Raw genomic sequence first — 16,660 nt, forward strand, 5'->3', positions numbered from 1 at the left:
ATCAGGTCGTTGTTACCTCTGTCATAGCTAAACTGCGGCGGCTCGACCACGAGCACCAGATTCGGGCTGAGCATGTTGTTGGCAGAGAAATAGTTCGCAGCCACCTGCTTCATCCGATCATCGTTGGGGTTCGACGCGGCCGATTCCGAATAGGCCACCGCCGCGGCTGCAATCGCCGCCTGGTCAACGTTGATCTGCAAGGCGTGCTGGGCGCGGTAGGCGCGCGCCATGTCCACGGCGACGCCCGCCACCACAAACAGCACGACCGAGGCCAGCGCGACGGTGACGGCCACCGCGCCGGAGCAGTCCTTCGTGAAGGACCACAGTCGAACAAGGCTGTTGTGAATGGCTCCCATGATCAACTCAATTCACGATGCGAATATTGCGCAACTGGGCGCCGATGCGCTTGAAGGCGTCGAGCAACGCCGTTCTCGAACCGGCCTCGAAAAAATACTCAGGCTTGCTGGCGCAGGTGCGCAGCATGTCTCTGGCGTCAACATCATTGATGTTCAGGGCCACGGTAAAGATCAGGATGCCATCGCCCTTGATCTTGGTGCACAGGCTCTTCGTGGCATCATCGGCAGATTTTCGAGGCTCCATTCGCGCACACATGTTGCCGCGGCAACTGCTGACTTGCCAGAGCAGCTGGTTATCACGCAGCGGATCCGTTGGCAGGCCTGGGCAGTTGGGCGAACAAGTCGGGAGATAGGGCTTGGAATTGTTCACCCCGTCGGTCATCAACACGACCGCCTTGGTGAGGCCAATCGTTTCGGCGTCGGCCGCGTCCATGGTGGTGTCGAAGGGCAAGCCGGGCGTCAGCATCTGCCAGGCAAATTCCAGACCACCGGACGTGTAGGTGTCGGTCACCGTGTCGTTATTCGGGGCGGGCGTCAGGGCGTCGATGCGAGCCAGCAGCGCGGTGCGCCCGCCGGACTTCGTCAGGTCAAGCATCGGAACCTGCGCGCAGGGGCGTTGGTAAGCATAGTCCCAGAAGGGTGAGCGCCCCTGATAGGGACCAGGCAGCCGATCAATCCGATCAAGCGACCCCGGGCGGGAGGAAAAACAACCCCCGAAAGTGTAGATCTGACCCGGATCGTTAAAGCAGAAGGGCTGGCCCCAGTCGGTGCAGGTTTCATAGGGATCATAGGGGCAGGTGGTCGACACGCCATCGATCACACAGGGAATGCTGCCGCCCGGCATCATCCTGCAGCCCCTCTTGTGAGGGTAGGTGCAGCGGTTGCCGGCTGATGACCAGGCGGAGGGTACCCGGAGCCAGTCTTCCTGCCAGTACCTTGGTTCCACCCTGAGATAGGTCGCGAAGGGAACGATGCCGATGGCGGTATTGGAATCGACATCGGGATTGGTCAACACCTCGTTCACCAAGTCCTTCGCCGCGGTCTGCAGCGTCTGGTATTTCGGCGTGCCGTTGAGGCTCTCCGACATGGAGTAGGTGTTGTCGAGCGCCAGAACCAGTTCGAGCGGGCCCCATTCGGGCCTCGCCACCTGCGAGGAGACGGTGAACCTGATTTCGTTGATGTCAACGATCCGAAGGAAGGTGGTTTCAAGCCTGGCCGGCACCGAAATGACCAGGTTGTTCTCCTCGCCGACATACGTGAACTGCGGGGGCTCGGTCACCGCCACCAGATCAGTGCTCAGCGCGTTGTTGGTGCTGAAGTAATTGGCTGCCACCTGTTTCATCAGTTCGATGTTCGGGTTAGACCCGGGCACCTCGCTGTAGGCCACCGCCGCGGCGGCGATCGCCGCCTGGTCAACGTTGATCTGCAAGGCGTGCTGGGCGCGGTAGGCGCGCGCCATGTCCACGGCGACGCCCGCCACCACAAACAGCACGACCGAGGCCAGCGCGACAGTAACGGCCACCGCGCCCGTCCGGTCTGCGATGAAAGCTCGCAGATTTCTGAGGGCCATGACACCATTCTCCCAATGCACTACTTGAGATAGTCTTTTCTCGAGCAAATGTACAGGGTGGACCGGGCATCATGGTTTCCCGTTGCGGGAAATTAACGTTAATCTATCAATGGTTGAAGTTTGATCACCTTGCACGCTTGCGCTGCAGTGCGGCGGATGTCGGTTCTGGCGAGGCTTTCCTCCTGCGCGCCCAATGCGCTAGATGTGCAGCCATGACTGATGCCCTTGCCACCCGCCAGAGTGCCGCCCGTCACTGGTTCGAAGAGTTGAGAGACCGTATCTGCTCTGCCCTCGAGGCGATCGAGGGCGGCAGCCGATTCGAACGGTCGCCCTGGCAGCGACCGGATGGCGGCGGCGGCATCATGTCCATGCTGCATGGCAAGGTGTTCGAGAAGGCGGGCGTTCACACCTCGACGGTGCATGGCGAATTCTCGCCCGAGTTTCGCAAGCAGATCCCCGGCGCGGAGGAGGATCCCCGCTTCTGGGCATCGGGCATTTCGCTCATCGTGCATCCCTGGAACCCGCATGTGCCGGCGGTGCACATGAACACCCGCTTCATCGTGACCACCAGGACATGGTTCGGCGGCGGCGCAGACCTGACCCCCGTCCTGAACCGCCACCGCACCCAGGACCATCCGGACTCGCGCGATTTCCATGCCGCCATGCAGGCGGCCTGCGAGGCCCATGCGGTGGCCGACTATCCACGCTTCAAGGCGTGGTGCGACGAATATTTCTTCCTGCCCCACCGCAACGAACCGCGCGGCATCGGTGGCATCTTCTATGACCACTTCAACTCCGGCGACTGGGACAAGGACTTCGCCTTCACGCGCGAGGTGGGCCTCGCCTTTCTCGGCGTCTACCCCAATCTGGTCCGGCGCAACATGGATACTCCGTATACTGATGATGATCGCGAGGAGCAACTCGTCCGCCGTGGCCGCTATGTCGAGTACAATCTGCTCTATGACCGCGGCACCATCTTCGGACTGAAGACTGGCGGAAACGTGGACTCGATCCTGTCCTCCATGCCGCCTGCGGTAAAATGGCCCTGAAACACCGGACAATGCCCATGGACCTCCGTAACGGCTTCGACATCAAGCGCTACATCCGCACCATTCCGGACTATCCGAAACCGGGCATCATGTTCAGGGACATCACCACCCTGCTCTCCAACCTGCATGGCTTCCGGGCGGCGGTGGATGAGCTGGCCTGGCCGTTCCTCAAGGGCGAAATCGATTATGTGGCGGGAATCGAGGCGCGGGGATTCATCCTCGGCGGCGCGGTCGCACACAATCTCGGCCGCGGCTTCATCCCGATCCGCAAGAAGGGCAAGCTGCCCTCGCGCGTCATCGGCCAGGAATATCAGCTCGAATATGGCGTGGACACGATCGAGATTCATGCCGACGCCATCCAGAAGGGTGACCGGGTGCTGCTGGTCGATGATCTGATCGCCACCGGCGGAACCGCGGGCGCGGCCATCGATCTGATCCGCAAGTCAGGCGGCGAGGTCGTGTCGGCCGCCTTTGTGATCGACCTGCCCGACCTGGGCGGGGCAGCGAAGCTGAGGGCAAAAGGTGTGAAGGTGCATACGCTGGTCGGCTTCGAGGGGCATTAGCGCAAGCTCCGATTCATGCCCGGGCCGGTGTCATCACCTTGCCGTCGAAACAGAACACCAGCTCACCCCTCTGGTTGAAGCCCTCGTTGTGAGAGAACACCAGGCCCCAACCAGGGCGTGATTTCAGCTCGCGCTTTCCTGTGATGGTCGTGCGGAAACTCAATGTGTCCCCCGGCGTGACCGGCCTCAGCCAGCGCAACTGCTCAAGCCCGGGTGATGGCCCCACCTCGGCGGGCGTCTGTCCTGCGGCGCGCATCTGCCGCTCTGCCTTCTGATTGGTTGCGACATAGCATTTCATCCAGGCTGCAGCCGTGTGCCAGCCCGACGCCGAGAGCACGCCGAAGGGGCCTGTGCGGGCCGCCTCGTCATCAAGGTGGAAGGGCTGGGGATCATAGGCCCTGGCAAAGGCGAGGATCTCCTCGCGGGGGAAATGATGGCTGCCCAGCTCAATGACCAGGCCAACCTCGATGTCCTCCAGGCTGAGGCCGATCATGGATTGCGCACCCGCATGAACTGCACGCCCACCATCTCGGTCTTGAGTTCGCCATCCGTGCCGAGCAGCTCGAACTTCATGCGCAGAATGCCCATCTCCGGGCGCTTTGCCGAAACCCGGCGCGAGAGAACGCTTGCCCTGCCGGTGAGGGTCTCGCCGGCATAGACCGGCTTCAGCCACTTCACCTCTTCCATGCCGTTGGATGCCATGGCCGCCGACTGGTTGGCAAAGGCCTCGACCGCCAGCCTGACCAGAATGGCGCTTGCCTGCCAGCCGGAGGCCGCCAATCCTCCGAGCACGGAGCGCTTTGCGGCGGCCTCGTCGAGGTGGAAGGGCTGCGGGTCCCAGGCGGCGGCGAAGGCCGTCACCTCCTCCGCGGACAGGTGATATTCGCCAAAGGGAATGACCAGACCCTCGGGAAAATCCTCATAGTGAAGAAGCTCCGCCATGCTACCCTGCGCTGCGTCCTCTCAGGTATTGAAGCGGAAGTGCATGACGTCGCCATCCTTCACGACATAGTCCTTGCCCTCAAGCCGGAACTTGCCGGCTTCGCGCGCTCCCGCTTCACCCTTGCCGGAGACATAGTCATCATAGGCGATGGTTTCGGCGCGGATGTAACCCTTCTCGAAATCGGTGTGAATGACGCCTGCCGCCTGCGGCCCCTTCGTGCCCTGGGTGATGGTCCAGGCGCGCGCCTCCTTGGGGCCGACGGTGAAATAGGTGACGAGATGCAGCAGGTCATAGCCAGCGCGAATGACCCGGTTGAGACCGGGCTCCGACAGGCCCACGGCGTCGAGAAAATCCTTCTGGTCCTGCGGCGCCATGACGGCAATCTCGGACTCGATCTTGGCCGAGACGACAACGGCAACCGCATTCTCCCCGGCTGCGCGCGCGAATACGCGGGCGGAGAACTGATTGCCCTTGTCGGCGGAGCCCTCTTCGACGTTGCAGACATAGAGCACCGGCTTCGAGGAGAGCAGGCCCAGTCCACGGAAGACCTTTTCCTCCTCTGGCGTGCGCTCGACGAGGCGCGCGGGCTTTCCCTCCCGCAAGAGATCGAGCGCGCGGGTCATCAGGCTGGCGAGTTCCTTCGAGTCCTTGTCGCCCTGCTTGGCCTTCTTCTCGATGTTCACCAGGCGCTTCTCAAGCGAATCGAGATCGGCAAGCATCAATTCCGTCTCGATCGTCTCGATATCGGCGATGGGATCGATCTTGCCCTCGACATGGGTAATGTCGCCATCTTCAAAGCAACGCACCACATGGGCGATGGCATCAACCTCGCGGATGTTGGCCAGGAACTGATTGCCAAGCCCCTCCCCCTTCGAAGCACCGCGCACCAGCCCCGCGATATCGACGAAGGTGAGGCGGGTGGGGATGATCTGCGCCGAGCCCGCGATCTTCGCCAGAACATCGAGCCGGGGATCGGGCACCGCGACGTCGCCGACATTTGGCTCGATGGTGCAGAAGGGATAGTTCGCCGCCTGCGCCGCCGCTGTCTGCGTCAGCGCATTGAACAGAGTGGACTTGCCGACATTCGGCAGGCCGACGATGCCGCATTTGAAACCCATCAGTCTTGACCCTTCTTTGCAGGCTTGTCCGGCACGGGGTGAAGCGCCAGATGCACCTTGTTCTGGAATGAGCCCTCCTCGCCCTGGACGAGTAGCGGCATGTGATCGGCAACGGCGGCGACGAGCGGATCGAGCCAGGTCCGGTCTGACTTGGCAAAGTCACTCAGCACGTGGGGCTGCACCAAAGCCTTGTCGCCGGGATGCCCGATGCCAAGCCGGACTCGCACGAAGTGCGGCCCGCAATGGGCAATCAGCGAGCGGATGCCATTGTGACCAGCGGCTCCCCCGCCGAGCTTGATGCGCAGCCTGCCGGGCTCGAGATCAAGCTCGTCGTAGAGAACGATGAGCTGGGCAGGATCGATGTTGAAAAAGCGCATCGCCTCGCCGACCGCCCGGCCGCTCTCGTTCATGTAGGTCATCGGCTTCAGCGCCAGCACCTTGACGCCGGCCAGCATGCCCTCGGCGGTCTCGCCCTGGAAGCGCTTGCGCCATGGTGAAAAGCCATGGCGGCGGACGATCTCGTCCACCGCCATGAAGCCGATATTGTGCCGGTTGCCCTGATATTTGGGGCCCGGATTGCCGAGCCCCACGATGAGGTGCATCTGGCCCTCTGCGCCGGACGTTTACTTCTTCTTGGCCGGTGCTGCCGCCGGAGCGGCTGCGGCCGCTCCCTTGGCAGGCGCCGCCGCCTTGCCACCTGCAGCTGGCGCCGCAGCCGCCGCCGGCGCCTTCTGGGCTGTGGCGGGAACTTCGGCTGGCGTAGCCTCGGCTGGCGCTTCCTCTTCCTTCTGCTGGGCGCTGATGGCGCAGAGCGTCACGTCGTCGGACACGGCGGACTTCACGCCGTCGGGCAGCTTGATGTCGGAAAGGTGGACCGACTGGCCAATCTGCAGGCCCGAGACATCGACAGCGATCTCTTCGGGGATGATGTTGGCGGAGCAGTTGAGCGCCACCGTGTGCGACACGATGTTGAGCGCACCACCCTGCTTGATGCCGGGAGACACTTCCTGGCCACGGAAGTGGACCGGAACATTCACGCGGATGCGGGCGTCCTTGCCAAGCCGCAGGAAGTCGATGTGAACGATGAAATCCCGCACCGGCTCGAACTGCACGTCGCGCGGTATCGCGCGCACTGTCTTGCCGTCGACCTCGAGGTCGATCAGGGTCGAGAGAAAACGGCCGGTCTCGACATGGGGGAGAACGTCGCCGTAGGTGAGGGATACAAGCTGGGGCTCCCGCTTGTCGCCGTAAACGACACCGGGAATGAGGCCTTCACGGCGAACTGCGCGGGCGGCCCCCTTGCCGGCCCGGGCGCGCGACGCGGCCTTGAGCTGCACGATCTTTGACATGGTCTACTCCTAATCAGAAAATGCCGGCCGGCCTTCCTCCAGGGGTGAACGATGCCAGACGGACCGCGCGCCTATAGCGGAAGGCCAGCCTGAGCGCAACCCGCTCCGCCCGCCGGGGCCAGCCGTCTATTCGAACAGGCTTGAGACGCTTTCCTCGCGATTGGTGCGACCGATGGCCTCGCCAAGGAGAGACGCGATCGGCATGGTGCGAATGTTCCGGGCAATCTTGACTGCCTCGGTGGGCTGGATCGAGTCTGTGATGACCAGTTCCTTGAGCTTGGAGTTGGTGATCCGCGAAACAGCACCCCCCGACAGCACGCCATGGGTGATGTAGGCGGTCACGTCACGCGCTCCCGTCAGGAGCAGCGCTTCGGCAGCATTGACGAGCGTACCGCCTGAATCGACGATGTCGTCGATCAGGATGCAGGACTTGCCCGCCACGTCGCCGATGATGTTCATCACCTCCGACTCGCCAGCCCGCTCGCGCCTCTTGTCGACGATGGCGAGTGGCGTATCCAGCCTCTTGGCAAGCGCCCGGGCGCGGACCACGCCGCCCACGTCAGGCGAAACAACCACGGTGTTCGAGACGTCCATGTGGTTCTTGATATCCCGCACCATTACGGGACCGGCGAACAGATTGTCGGTCGGTATGTCAAAGAAGCCCTGAATCTGACCGGCGTGAAGATCCATCGCCAGCACGCGGTCCGCACCGGCGCGCGTGATCAGGTTGGCCACCAGCTTGGCCGAAATCGGCGTGCGTGGCCCGGGCTTGCGGTCCTGCCTGGCATAGCCGAAATAGGGAATGACCGCCGTCACGCGGCGGGCCGAGGCCCGTTTCAGCGCGTCGATGATGATCAGCAGTTCCATCAGGTGGTCATTGGCCGGAAAGCTGGTCGACTGTACGACGAACATGTCCTGGCCGCGGACATTCTCCTGGATCTCGACGAAGATCTCCATGTCGTTGAAGCGCCTGACGACTGCTTTCGTCATGGGCGTGTTCAGGTAGGAACAGATGGCTTCCGCCAGTGGCCGGTTGCTGTTGCCTGCCACGATCTTCATCATGTGCGAAATCCCCCGATCAGCCCCACTGCGCGGCTCTATAACAATCGCGTGACCGGCTGCAAAGCCCGATTCCGCAGCGGCTGCCCATCCGCCAGCACCACGCGCTAGCGGTAGCGCTTGACCACGTCGAAGATGCCTGCCGCAGCCGCTTCCGCCACTGCCTGTGCCGCACCACCCCAGCCCGCGTCAAGCGAACCCCTGGGCACATCGTTGGCCTGCTTGACATCGCCCAGCAGCTTGCCGCCCGGAGCCTTGACCAGCCAGCGAATGGACACGGTCTCCAGCTTCGCGCCCTTGTCGGCAAGCGTCACGTGGCCTTCGAGCGTGAGCGCATCAGGCTGTGGCTTGCTCACCACCGGCCAGCCGGCGCCGGACAGCACCCTGCGCATGGCTGCGGTGAGTTCGGCGTCGCCAGTTCCAGGAGAACCCTTGACGGGTACCACCGCCACCGCCCGGATCGCCTGCTGGCCAGGCTCGGCCCTGACGGGAACTGCCGATGCATCAGCCGCCGCCCTGGCGACAGCCTCCTCCGCCTCGGCCCATTCAGGAGCGGGAGGCGCCGCGGCGAGGCCAGCCTCGGCAACCTCGACCTTCGGGAGTGTTCCCTCCCCCGGGATCGGATAGACGAAGGCCACGGTAGGGGCGATGTCCTCGTGTTCGACCACGATATCGGCGCCCTGCAGCGGAATGGTGCCCAGCGCCGCAAGGCCGGGACCGTGCACAGTCTCGAAATCAATCTCGCGGTCAGCGCCGGCGCCGGCCTTGGCAAAGAACGCCGATGGCGGCGAAATCAGGCCCGCAAGCCGTGTCGCATAGCCCATGGCGGCGAGTTTCTGGGCAATCTGTTCGGCCGTGCGCCGCGCAATGCGGTCGAGGATGGTCGCCGACACACCGGCCCACGGATCGGAACCGGTATTGATGCCGGCATTTTCCTCACCCGAAATGGTGCTGACGATGACCCCGTCGGCATCGCGCAGCAACCACTCATAACTCACGCGAACACCGGCACTCTCGGACTGCGCCTGCATGGCGCCACTGAAGTTGAAGGCGCCTGCGACCGCATCGCTCCTGACGAAGCCGATGTCGTGGGTGGCGCCCGCCGCCGCCAGCGCCGTGGTGAGGCTCGCAAGCCGGTCCGGCGGTATGCCTGCAATCTGCACGATGGCCACCGGCGGGACTGGCTTGCCCTTCGGATCACCGGGCGGAGCCGCTGAATCCAGCAATATCGACCCGGCGGAACAGGCGGCCAGCACGAGGGACACGGCCGCCAGCAGCGCTGCGGATGTCATCCGCGCGCCCAGGTCCCGGCGAATGTTCCCCCACAAGCCCATTTTATCGGATTATCATCTCGAGGGGGGCCTTTGAAACCGGTTCGGGGCGCTTTTCCCCAATGATATAGGTGCGGCCAAGGCAGTAGGCCGCGCCAGCCTTTGAATTCATCAGGATCATGTGGGCGAAAAACACCATGCCAGAGCCGATCACAATCGGATTATCCCTGTAGAACATCGGCATGTCCATCCAGCTTGGGGTGAACTTTGCGCCCAGCGAGTATCCGCAGGCATTCAACCTGTGCTCACCCATGCCGTGCCCGTCCATGACGCGGGCATGGGCGGCGAACACATCCCCGGCAGTCCGGCCCGGTATCAGTTGCTCTTCGACGGCAGCAAGGGCCTCGCGGCAGGCAAGGTCCATGGCACGATGTTCCCTGCGTGGAGCGCCGATCACCAGAGTGCGCATGAAGGCTGCGTGATAGTGACGGTAGACGCCGGCCCATTCGAGCGTCAGTTGATCGCGCTTGGCGAGCTTGCGGCGACCCGCCTTGTAGCGGCAGAGCAGCGCATCCCGCCCCGAGCCGATGATGAATTCATTGGCCGGGTAGTCACCCCCACCCGCGAACACGGCTGCCTGCTGGGCCGCAAGGATGTCGCCCTCGTCAGCCCCTGCCCGGGTCTTTCGGACCGCTGCCTTCAACGCCGCATCCCCCAGTTCACCCGCCTTGCGCACATAGCGCAATTCGGCAGGCGACTTGACCACCCGAATGGTGTTGACGAGATCACTGGCGTCTGACGTCCGCACAAACCCCTCAAGCGCCTGATCAACGCGACGGCCATTGAAATGCGTCAGGCCGTAGGACTGGGTCTCGATACCAAGCCGCTTGCCCTTGCAGCCAAGACTTTCCAGCATGGCGCGCAGATCGCGCGCCGGATTGGCGCCGGCCGCATCGGTCCAGATGCGGATGTCAGTCAGGATCGAGGTGTGCTCGGCCTGGCGCAGATCGGCGGAACGGGTGAGCAGCGCCAACCGGCCATCAGCACCCAGATAGAGGCACTGGAAGAAGCAAAAGCCGAAGGTGTCGTAGCCCGTGAGATAGTACATGCTTTCCTGCTGAAACATCAGCAGACCATCCAGACCTTGCCTGGCCATGGCCTGACAGGTTGCGGCGATGCGCCGGTCATATTCGGCACGGGCAAAATGCAGGGCCATTGGGCTTCTCCTCACACGACTGCGATGGCTGAGATCAGACGGCCATAATCCTGTTCCACCCGGTGAGTGGCGCGACGGAAACTGAAGAAACGCGCCTCATCGGCATAGGTACAGAGAGACAGGTCGACGACGAGGCCCACCCCCTCGGTACGCAGCCGATCCGCGAGATAGGCCGGAAGATCGAACATGGAATGCCCGGCGCGCCCGGACGAGGTGAAATAGCGCTGGTTGCCTGGATCAGCCGCGATGAACCGGGCAACAAATTCAGGGCCCACCTCATAGGCCTGGCGGGAAATTGTCGGGCCGATCACGGCGGTCACTCGGCGGCGGTCGGCTCCCTGCGCCTCCATCAGCGCAAGGGTGCTGGTCGTGATGCCCGACAGCGCACCCTTCCAGCCGGCATGGGCCGCCGCCACAACGCGCGCCACCGGATCAGCGAAGAGAACGGGACCACAGTCGGCCGTGAGAACGCCAAGCGCCACGCCGGGCGTTGCCGTGACAAGGGCATCGACCTGGGGCCGGTCCTCGCCGCGCCACGGGCCGGTCACGAGGGCGGCATCGGCGCTGTGCACCTGATAGGCCGACAGGAGCGCGCCCGGGGCTACCGCCAGACGCTCGGCTACCAGCGCGCGGTTCTGCAACACGGCAGCGCGGTCATCACCCGAGCCGAGGCCGCAATTCAGAGATGAGAACAGACCCGTGGAATGGCCACCCTGGCGGGTAAAGAAGCCATGGCTGATGCCGTCAAGCCTGAGCGCGTCCGAACAAATCATCAGGGTCCAAACGGATAGGGGGTTGGCAGGGTGGGCATGGTCGCAGCCAGCACCTTGAACAGGTTACCCATTTGCGCCTCTTCCGCAAGTCGCGCCTGCTGCCGGGCCAGTTGCGCGGCCGCTGCGGCATCAGCGCCCGCCGCAAGCCGGGAGAAGCGCGTTTCAAGCCCCATGGCCAGCAGGAATTGGCGCTGGGTGAGTGCTGGACGAACCACCGCGCCACCGGCCGCAAGCGCACGGCCGAGGGCGGCAAAGTCAACGTGGGCGGTCAGGTCGCTCTCACCTGGCGCATGGGTGACCGGAACGAAGCGGTGGCCGCGCATTGCCTGCAGCGTGTCGCCAGGACCAGCGCCGAGATGACCATAGTCAATGATCAGCGCCGCTCCGCCATGGCCGGCCAGGCGCCGGCCGAGGCTGCGCGCAATCTCCTCTCGGGCGGGCGACAACTCGGCGACATCGCCCTCTTCTCCACCAGGCTGCTCGACCTCCAGCCCGAGGCCCAGCGTCAAGCCACTGTCAGTCAGCCCCACCACCCGCTCATGCCAGCGCCCACCACGTCTTTCGATCTGCCGGACGGGAATGGCGTCAAAGAATTCATTGGCGAGACAGAGCATGGGCCCATCCGGAACATCTGCCAGGCTCGCATGCCACTCGACCACGCCATCAAGCCGCTCGCGCTGGGCGGCGCGCAGCACGGGGCTCGTCTCGACCAGATGAATGGACAGCGCCTGTGCAAGCGCCGGGGCAGTCTGCCCGATCGCCCGGCGCACATCCGCCATCAGCGTGCCCCGGCCTGGGCCGAGTTCGACCAGATTGATGTGACGGGGCCTGCCCATCGAGGCCCAAACGGCCGCACACCAGACGCCGATCAACTCACCGAAAACCTGCGAGACCTCTGGCGCCGTGAGGAAATCTCCCTTTTCGCCCAGTGGATCGCGCGTCATGTAGTAGCCGAACTGGGGGTGGCCAAGACACAGCCCCATGTAGCGGTCGATGGGCAGCGGGCCCTCCTCCGCGATGAGACGACCCAGCACCGCCTCAAGCCGGTTCACGGCGCGATCTCAGAAGCAGCCAGATGCCAACCGCGCAGAGCGGCAGGGACAGGATCATGCCCATGGTCAGCCAGCCTGCAAAATAGCCGAGGAACGGGTCGGGCTCCCGGACGAACTCCACCAGAATGCGCGAGAACCCATAACCCAGCGCAAAGATCCCGGATGCCCGGCCCGGATGCTGCAACGCTCCATAACGGTGGGTGGCGATGCGCACGGCGAGAAACAAGCCGAGGCCCTCCAGCCCTGCCTCGTAGAGCTGGCTGGGATGCCGGGGCAGCTGCAAGCCGTCGAGCGGAAAGACAACGGCCCAGGAGACATCCGAGGCCCGCCCCCACAACTCACCATTGATGAAGTTGGCGAGGCGGCCAAGCCCAAGGCCCACCGGCACGGATGCAGCACCGAGGTCGAGCATGCGGTCGAGACTCGTGCCGATCCGCCGACCATACACGATGCAGACGATAACCACGCCGAGGAACCCACCATGGAACGACATGCCGCCATCCCACATCCTCAGGATATCGAGAGGGTGGGCGGCGTAGTAGGCAGGCTTGTAGAACAGAACATAGCCGAGCCGGCCACCAAGCACGACGCCCAGAACCGACCAGATGAAGAAATCGTCCACCTGAGCCGGCGTCATGGACGGCTCACGGCCACCCCACAGTGCCGGCGTTCGCACCAGCCGCTTCATATACCAAGAAGCAAAAACCAGTCCGGCGATGTATGCCAAAGCATACCAGCGAACCGCAAAGGGGCCGATCTCGAAGATCACCGGATCAATGGCGGGAGCCTGCAAGGCAGCGAGAGTAGCGGCCAGACCTGTCATGGCGGCGGACACTGGTCGCATCCGGGGTCAGCCGTCAAGCCTTGAAGTCTTGCCGGGAAGCCCATAGCTAATGGTCCAGAAAGGGTTGCAACATGAACACCACCCAGAACCGCTTTTTCGACGAGCTCGCCAAGCTGATGACCAACGCGGCCGGCGCCGCTCAGGGCGTGCGGCGCGAGTTCGACACGCTGGTCCAGGCCCAAATGGAACGCGTGCTGAACAACATGGAGCTCGTGAAGCGCGAGGAGTTCGAAGCCGTGAAGGCCATGGCGCAGAAGGCCCGCGAGGAAAACGACGCGCTGGCGGCGCGAATCGCGGCGCTTGAAGCGCGGGCCGGCGCTGCATCTGATTCGCGAACCGTCTGAGGCAGAGCTTGCCGAAGTGATTCCCTGTGGAGGAATCATTTCTTTGCATCTTGCTTCCCTTGCAGCGACTCGGAGGCGTGGGCAGTTTCCTTCCCATGGCGTGACGATTGAGTCGTCAGCCCGCGGAGGAATGACGGATGGCCCTCGAGGCCCTTGAAAGTGACGAAGCTGCCAACCCGCTGGACCGGGTGGAGCGTATCGCAGAAACCTATCAATGGGCCTTCGCGCGAACCAATGCGCGGGAAGTGACCATGGAGGTGACTGGCGGCTGGGGCGACATGACGGTGTCGATCAACTGGCGCGACGAGTTCGAACTGCTGCATGTAGCGGTGAGCCTCGACCTGAAGGTTCCGCCTGCCCGCCGCGATGAAGTCGCCAGGCTCATGGCGCGCATCAACGAACAGCTGCTAGTGGGCCACTTCGACCTGTGGCATGCAGATGGCAGCCTGCTGTTCCGCAACAGTCTGCTGCTGAATGGCCACGCCGAGGCCAATGACGCGCAGTGCGAGGCACTGATCCACCTCGCGCTCGAAACTGCCGAACGCTATTTCCCGGCCGTGCAGTTCGTGGTCTGGGCCGGGCAGAGCGCGACGGAGGCGCTCGAGGCGGCGATGATCGACACATGGGGCGAAGCATGACGCTAATCCTGTCGGGCACGCTGGTGCTGGTCGGCGCCGGCAAGATGGGCGGTGCGATGCTCGAGGGGTGGCTGAAGGGCGGCGCGGATCCCTCGCGCATCGTGATCCTCGATCCGGCCGCACCCGATGAGGTGAAGTCCGCTGTTGCCCGCCACGGGATGAGGCTCAATCCGGATCTCGGCACCATCAACGATGCCGAGGTGCTGGTCATCGCGGTCAAGCCGCAGGTGATGGAGGACGTGCTGCCAGGCATCGCGCGCCTCGGGACGTCGAGGCCGCTTGTGCTCTCCGTTGCGGCGGGCAAGACGATCGCCTCGTTTGAGCGTCACTTTGGCGCCGATGCAGCAGTCGTCCGCACAATTCCGAACACACCGGCGGCCGTTGGACGCGGCATCACCGCCATGGCCGCCAACCGCAACGTGACCCCTGCCCAGATGACGATGGCGAGCAGCCTGCTGGCTGCAGTGGGCGAGGTTGTGACGGTCGCGGATGAGGCGATGATCGATGCGGTGACGGCGGTATCAGGCTCGGGACCGGCCTATGTGTTCTATCTCACCGAGTGCCTCGCAGCAGCAGGCGAGAAAGTGGGCCTGCCGAAGGACCTGGCGATGCAGCTGGCGCGCGCCACGGTATCGGGCTCGGGCGAACTGATGCGCCAGTCCGGAACCGACGCAGCCACCCTGCGCAAGAACGTGACCTCGCCCAAGGGCACGACGCATGAGGCGCTCCAGGTGCTGATGGCGGCCGACGGCATGCAACCCCTGTTCGACAGGGCGATCGCCGCCGCCACCCGGCGCTCGCGCGAACTGGCGAGCTGAGAGGGCGCATGAGCATCAGCTACGAGGATTTCATGAAGGTCGACATCCGGGTGGGAACCATCGTCGGTGTTGACCCCTTCCCCGAGGCACGCAAGCCCGCCCTGAAACTGAAGATCGACTTCGGCCCTGAGATCGGCGTGAAGAAGTCCTCGGCCCAGGTGACGAAATACTATGCCGCCGAAACCCTGATCGGACGGCAGGTCGCGGCGGTGATCAATTTCCCGCCACGGCAGATCGGCCCGTTCATGTCCGAGGTGCTGACACTTGGTTTTCCTGATGGCGAGGGCGATGTGGTGCTCGCCGCCGTCGAACGCCAGGTGCCAAACGGCGGGCGGCTGTTCTGAGGGCCTCGACCGGCGCGGCACGCACGCTCAGCCAAACCCGAACATCTTTCGCCAATGCGCCATGGCCTGCTGCCATGGCGTCTGTGGCGCCGGGCCGTTGCCCCAGATATCCATGGGCGGCCTGGTTCCAAAAATCCGCTCATAGGACTCTAGCGTCGCCGTCCAGGCATCGGCGGCAGACGCAAAGGACTTCGTGTCGACGCCCGGAACCAGCGGACGCTCGCTGATCATCTGCGCCAGAGCCTCCCAGTAGTGATGCATGGTCTCGATATGTGCCATCCAGGCGTCGTTGATCGGCCCGGGCGGAATCACTTGATGACCAGCACGCATGGCCAGAAACAGAAACTTTCGGTATTCCTCGATGGTCCGCTGCGCCATTTCGGCACTCTGTCCCATGTGCGCCTGCAAGGTCCTGAGCACGGGAGCAAAGGCCGCCAGCCCTTCGGCGTTCATGGTGTTGAGCCTGAGCCAGAGCGGGTCGAGCCGATAGTCGATCATGAGCCACCTATACGGGGATATGGACGAGGGCGCGCAGTCCGCCGCGCGGACTGTCCTCAAGGCGCAGGTCTCCGCCGTGGGCGCGCGCGATGTCGAGAGCAATCGCAAGGCCAAGGCCAGTTCCCGTTTCATCGAGGTTCCGGGCATTGTCGAGGCGAACAAAGGGACGGAAGGCGTCGGCTCGCCTGTCTGGCGGAATGCCGGGCCCATCATCATCGACATGCACCGTGAGAAGATGATCAGTGACGCGAGCGGTAATCTTGACGTTGCCGGCATAACGCACGGCATTTCCGATGATATTGGCCAGGAGCCGCCCAAAGGCGTTGGGCTTCACACGCACGATCGTATTCTCGGGAACGTCGATTTCCACCGCACCATCGCCGCGGGCGACAGAGCGGACGGCTGCCTGCACCATGACTGCGAGATCAGTTTCTTCCGATGCCTCGCCCGCATCGCCACGCGCGAAGGCCATGTAAGCCTCAAGCATGCGCTGCATTTCGGCGACATCCTCCTTGAGAAGGGCCACCTTCGGTCCCTCACCCAGCACGGCGAGTTCAAGCTTGAAGCGCGTGAGGATGGTCCGCAAGTCATGGCTGACGCCGGCCAGCATGGTCGTCCGCTGTTCAACCTGCCTGGCAATACGATCGCGCATGTCGAGGAACGCCTCTCCCGCGGCCTTGACCTCGCGCGCCCCGCGCGGCCTGAACGCGCCAACGTCACGGCCGGTTCCGAAACTCTGCGCGGCGCGCGCCAGATCGGTGATCGGTCGGATCTGATTGCGGAGAAAGATAATGGCAATGGCGAGAAGCAGCACCGAGGACACGACCATCATGGCCAGCAGGATGTCCGTGCTGG

The 16,660-nt window shown here is 63.7% G+C and carries 21 protein-coding genes; 6 read left to right on the plus strand and 15 right to left on the minus strand.

What is annotated here, in order from left to right:
• Nucleotides 1–356: TadE/TadG family type IV pilus assembly protein (locus tag ACILRN_RS09145; RefSeq protein ID WP_395687555.1), on the minus strand; the 356-nt coding region annotated here is incomplete at its 3' end.
• 7 nt (nucleotides 357–363) lie between these two features.
• Nucleotides 364–1,926, minus strand: a complete 1,563-nt coding sequence (locus ACILRN_RS09150) for a TadE/TadG family type IV pilus assembly protein (protein ID WP_395687556.1) — start codon at nucleotides 1,924–1,926, stop codon at nucleotides 364–366.
• Nucleotides 1,927–2,138: 212 nt separating this feature from the next.
• On the opposite strand from ACILRN_RS09150, the gene hemF reads away from it, so the two are divergent.
• Both hemF and ACILRN_RS09160 read left to right on the plus strand, forming a co-directional pair.
• The gene (gene hemF / locus ACILRN_RS09155; protein WP_395687558.1) at nucleotides 2,139–2,975 is read left to right on the plus strand and encodes an oxygen-dependent coproporphyrinogen oxidase; all 837 of its coding nucleotides are present in this window, start codon (nucleotides 2,139–2,141) and stop codon (nucleotides 2,973–2,975) included.
• Nucleotides 2,976–2,992: 17 nt separating this feature from the next.
• Nucleotides 2,993–3,538, plus strand: coding sequence for an adenine phosphoribosyltransferase (locus tag ACILRN_RS09160; protein ID WP_395687560.1), 546 nt, complete (start codon nucleotides 2,993–2,995; stop codon nucleotides 3,536–3,538).
• A 13-nt stretch (nucleotides 3,539–3,551) separates the two neighbouring features.
• Here ACILRN_RS09160 and ACILRN_RS09165 read toward each other — a convergent pair whose 3' ends face one another.
• From ACILRN_RS09165 to lgt, 11 genes are all read right to left on the minus strand, one after another.
• Nucleotides 3,552–4,031: a MaoC family dehydratase gene (locus ACILRN_RS09165; RefSeq protein ID WP_395687561.1), complete on the minus strand. Its 480-nt coding sequence runs from the start codon at nucleotides 4,029–4,031 to the stop codon at nucleotides 3,552–3,554.
• Nucleotides 4,028–4,480 carry a MaoC family dehydratase gene (locus tag ACILRN_RS09170; RefSeq protein ID WP_395687563.1) on the minus strand — a complete coding sequence of 151 codons (453 nt, stop codon included), beginning with the start codon at nucleotides 4,478–4,480 and terminating at the stop codon, nucleotides 4,028–4,030. Before ACILRN_RS09170 ends, ACILRN_RS09165 begins: the two co-directional genes overlap by 4 nt.
• Nucleotides 4,481–4,501: 21 nt before the next feature.
• Complete coding sequence (ychF, locus tag ACILRN_RS09175) at nucleotides 4,502–5,599, minus strand: redox-regulated ATPase YchF (RefSeq protein ID WP_395687566.1); 1,098 nt, start codon at nucleotides 5,597–5,599, stop codon at nucleotides 4,502–4,504.
• A complete protein-coding gene (pth, locus tag ACILRN_RS09180) occupies nucleotides 5,599–6,201 on the minus strand; it encodes an aminoacyl-tRNA hydrolase (RefSeq protein WP_395687568.1) in 603 nt (200 codons plus the stop codon). Before pth ends, ychF begins: the two co-directional genes overlap by 1 nt.
• A 21-nt stretch (nucleotides 6,202–6,222) precedes the next feature.
• Entirely contained in the window at nucleotides 6,223–6,948 is a 726-nt protein-coding gene (locus ACILRN_RS09185) for a 50S ribosomal protein L25/general stress protein Ctc (RefSeq protein ID WP_395687570.1), read from the minus strand.
• Between the two features lie 126 nt (nucleotides 6,949–7,074).
• A complete protein-coding gene (locus ACILRN_RS09190) occupies nucleotides 7,075–8,007 on the minus strand; it encodes a ribose-phosphate pyrophosphokinase (RefSeq protein WP_395687591.1) in 933 nt (310 codons plus the stop codon).
• A 107-nt stretch (nucleotides 8,008–8,114) separates the two neighbouring features.
• The gene (locus ACILRN_RS09195; RefSeq protein WP_395687572.1) at nucleotides 8,115–9,299 is read right to left on the minus strand and encodes a hypothetical protein; all 1,185 of its coding nucleotides are present in this window, start codon (nucleotides 9,297–9,299) and stop codon (nucleotides 8,115–8,117) included.
• Between the two features lie 43 nt (nucleotides 9,300–9,342).
• On the minus strand, nucleotides 9,343–10,494 hold the full coding sequence (locus tag ACILRN_RS09200) for a M24 family metallopeptidase (RefSeq protein ID WP_395687574.1): 1,152 nt from the start codon (nucleotides 10,492–10,494) through the stop codon (nucleotides 9,343–9,345).
• A gap of 11 nt (nucleotides 10,495–10,505) precedes the next feature.
• On the minus strand, nucleotides 10,506–11,267 hold the full coding sequence (gene pgeF, locus ACILRN_RS09205; protein ID WP_395687576.1) for a peptidoglycan editing factor PgeF: 762 nt from the start codon (nucleotides 11,265–11,267) through the stop codon (nucleotides 10,506–10,508).
• Nucleotides 11,267–12,319 (minus strand): class I SAM-dependent methyltransferase, encoded by a 1,053-nt coding sequence (locus ACILRN_RS09210; protein ID WP_395687578.1) that lies wholly within the window; start codon nucleotides 12,317–12,319, stop codon nucleotides 11,267–11,269. Before ACILRN_RS09210 ends, pgeF begins: the two co-directional genes overlap by 1 nt.
• Nucleotides 12,306–13,142 (minus strand): prolipoprotein diacylglyceryl transferase, encoded by an 837-nt coding sequence (gene lgt / locus ACILRN_RS09215; RefSeq protein ID WP_395687593.1) that lies wholly within the window; start codon nucleotides 13,140–13,142, stop codon nucleotides 12,306–12,308. The genes ACILRN_RS09210 and lgt overlap by 14 nt, the downstream gene beginning before the upstream one ends.
• Nucleotides 13,143–13,234: 92 nt before the next feature.
• On the opposite strand from lgt, the gene ACILRN_RS09220 reads away from it, so the two are divergent.
• From ACILRN_RS09220 to ACILRN_RS09235, 4 genes are all read left to right on the plus strand, one after another.
• Nucleotides 13,235–13,507 (plus strand): accessory factor UbiK family protein, encoded by a 273-nt coding sequence (locus ACILRN_RS09220; RefSeq protein ID WP_395687580.1) that lies wholly within the window; start codon nucleotides 13,235–13,237, stop codon nucleotides 13,505–13,507.
• Between the two features lie 137 nt (nucleotides 13,508–13,644).
• A complete protein-coding gene (locus ACILRN_RS09225; RefSeq protein WP_395687582.1) occupies nucleotides 13,645–14,145 on the plus strand; it encodes a YbjN domain-containing protein in 501 nt (166 codons plus the stop codon).
• Nucleotides 14,142–14,963, plus strand: a complete 822-nt coding sequence (proC, locus tag ACILRN_RS09230; RefSeq protein WP_395687583.1) for a pyrroline-5-carboxylate reductase — start codon at nucleotides 14,142–14,144, stop codon at nucleotides 14,961–14,963. The genes ACILRN_RS09225 and proC overlap by 4 nt, the downstream gene beginning before the upstream one ends.
• Nucleotides 14,964–14,971: 8 nt before the next feature.
• Nucleotides 14,972–15,307, plus strand: a complete 336-nt coding sequence (locus ACILRN_RS09235) for a tRNA-binding protein (protein WP_395687585.1) — start codon at nucleotides 14,972–14,974, stop codon at nucleotides 15,305–15,307.
• Nucleotides 15,308–15,334: 27 nt separating this feature from the next.
• On the opposite strand, the gene ACILRN_RS09240 is transcribed toward ACILRN_RS09235, so the two are convergent.
• Nucleotides 15,335–15,805, minus strand: a complete 471-nt coding sequence (locus ACILRN_RS09240) for a hypothetical protein (RefSeq protein WP_395687587.1) — start codon at nucleotides 15,803–15,805, stop codon at nucleotides 15,335–15,337.
• A gap of 7 nt (nucleotides 15,806–15,812) precedes the next feature.
• A partial coding sequence (locus ACILRN_RS09245) for an ATP-binding protein (protein ID WP_395687589.1) occupies nucleotides 15,813–16,660 on the minus strand: 848 nt, incomplete at its 5' end.

Origin of the sequence: Aestuariivirga sp. (assembly GCF_044238155.1) — a bacterium.
Taxonomy (GTDB): domain Bacteria; phylum Pseudomonadota; class Alphaproteobacteria; order Rhizobiales; family Aestuariivirgaceae; genus Aestuariivirga.

What these genes read in the sequence shown, in the direction of transcription:
- ACILRN_RS09150 (WP_395687556.1), bottom strand. Translation starts at nt 1,926, where the DNA reads ATGGCCCTCAGAAATCTGCGAGCTTTCATCGCAGACCGGACGGGCGCG.
- hemF (WP_395687558.1), top strand. Translation starts at nt 2,139, where the DNA reads ATGACTGATGCCCTTGCCACCCGCCAGAGTGCCGCCCGTCACTGGTTC.
- ACILRN_RS09160 (WP_395687560.1), top strand. Translation starts at nt 2,993, where the DNA reads ATGGACCTCCGTAACGGCTTCGACATCAAGCGCTACATCCGCACCATT.
- ACILRN_RS09165 (WP_395687561.1), bottom strand. Translation starts at nt 4,031, where the DNA reads ATGATCGGCCTCAGCCTGGAGGACATCGAGGTTGGCCTGGTCATTGAG.
- ACILRN_RS09170 (WP_395687563.1), bottom strand. Translation starts at nt 4,480, where the DNA reads ATGGCGGAGCTTCTTCACTATGAGGATTTTCCCGAGGGTCTGGTCATT.
- ychF (WP_395687566.1), bottom strand. Translation starts at nt 5,599, where the DNA reads ATGGGTTTCAAATGCGGCATCGTCGGCCTGCCGAATGTCGGCAAGTCC.
- pth (WP_395687568.1), bottom strand. Translation starts at nt 6,201, where the DNA reads ATGCACCTCATCGTGGGGCTCGGCAATCCGGGCCCCAAATATCAGGGC.
- ACILRN_RS09185 (WP_395687570.1), bottom strand. Translation starts at nt 6,948, where the DNA reads ATGTCAAAGATCGTGCAGCTCAAGGCCGCGTCGCGCGCCCGGGCCGGC.
- ACILRN_RS09190 (WP_395687591.1), bottom strand. Translation starts at nt 8,007, where the DNA reads ATGAAGATCGTGGCAGGCAACAGCAACCGGCCACTGGCGGAAGCCATC.
- ACILRN_RS09195 (WP_395687572.1), bottom strand. Translation starts at nt 9,299, where the DNA reads ATGACATCCGCAGCGCTGCTGGCGGCCGTGTCCCTCGTGCTGGCCGCC.
- ACILRN_RS09200 (WP_395687574.1), bottom strand. Translation starts at nt 10,494, where the DNA reads ATGGCCCTGCATTTTGCCCGTGCCGAATATGACCGGCGCATCGCCGCA.
- pgeF (WP_395687576.1), bottom strand. Translation starts at nt 11,267, where the DNA reads ATGATTTGTTCGGACGCGCTCAGGCTTGACGGCATCAGCCATGGCTTC.
- lgt (WP_395687593.1), bottom strand. Translation starts at nt 13,142, where the DNA reads ATGACAGGTCTGGCCGCTACTCTCGCTGCCTTGCAGGCTCCCGCCATT.
- ACILRN_RS09220 (WP_395687580.1), top strand. Translation starts at nt 13,235, where the DNA reads ATGAACACCACCCAGAACCGCTTTTTCGACGAGCTCGCCAAGCTGATG.
- ACILRN_RS09225 (WP_395687582.1), top strand. Translation starts at nt 13,645, where the DNA reads ATGGCCCTCGAGGCCCTTGAAAGTGACGAAGCTGCCAACCCGCTGGAC.
- proC (WP_395687583.1), top strand. Translation starts at nt 14,142, where the DNA reads ATGACGCTAATCCTGTCGGGCACGCTGGTGCTGGTCGGCGCCGGCAAG.
- ACILRN_RS09235 (WP_395687585.1), top strand. Translation starts at nt 14,972, where the DNA reads ATGAGCATCAGCTACGAGGATTTCATGAAGGTCGACATCCGGGTGGGA.
- ACILRN_RS09240 (WP_395687587.1), bottom strand. Translation starts at nt 15,805, where the DNA reads ATGATCGACTATCGGCTCGACCCGCTCTGGCTCAGGCTCAACACCATG.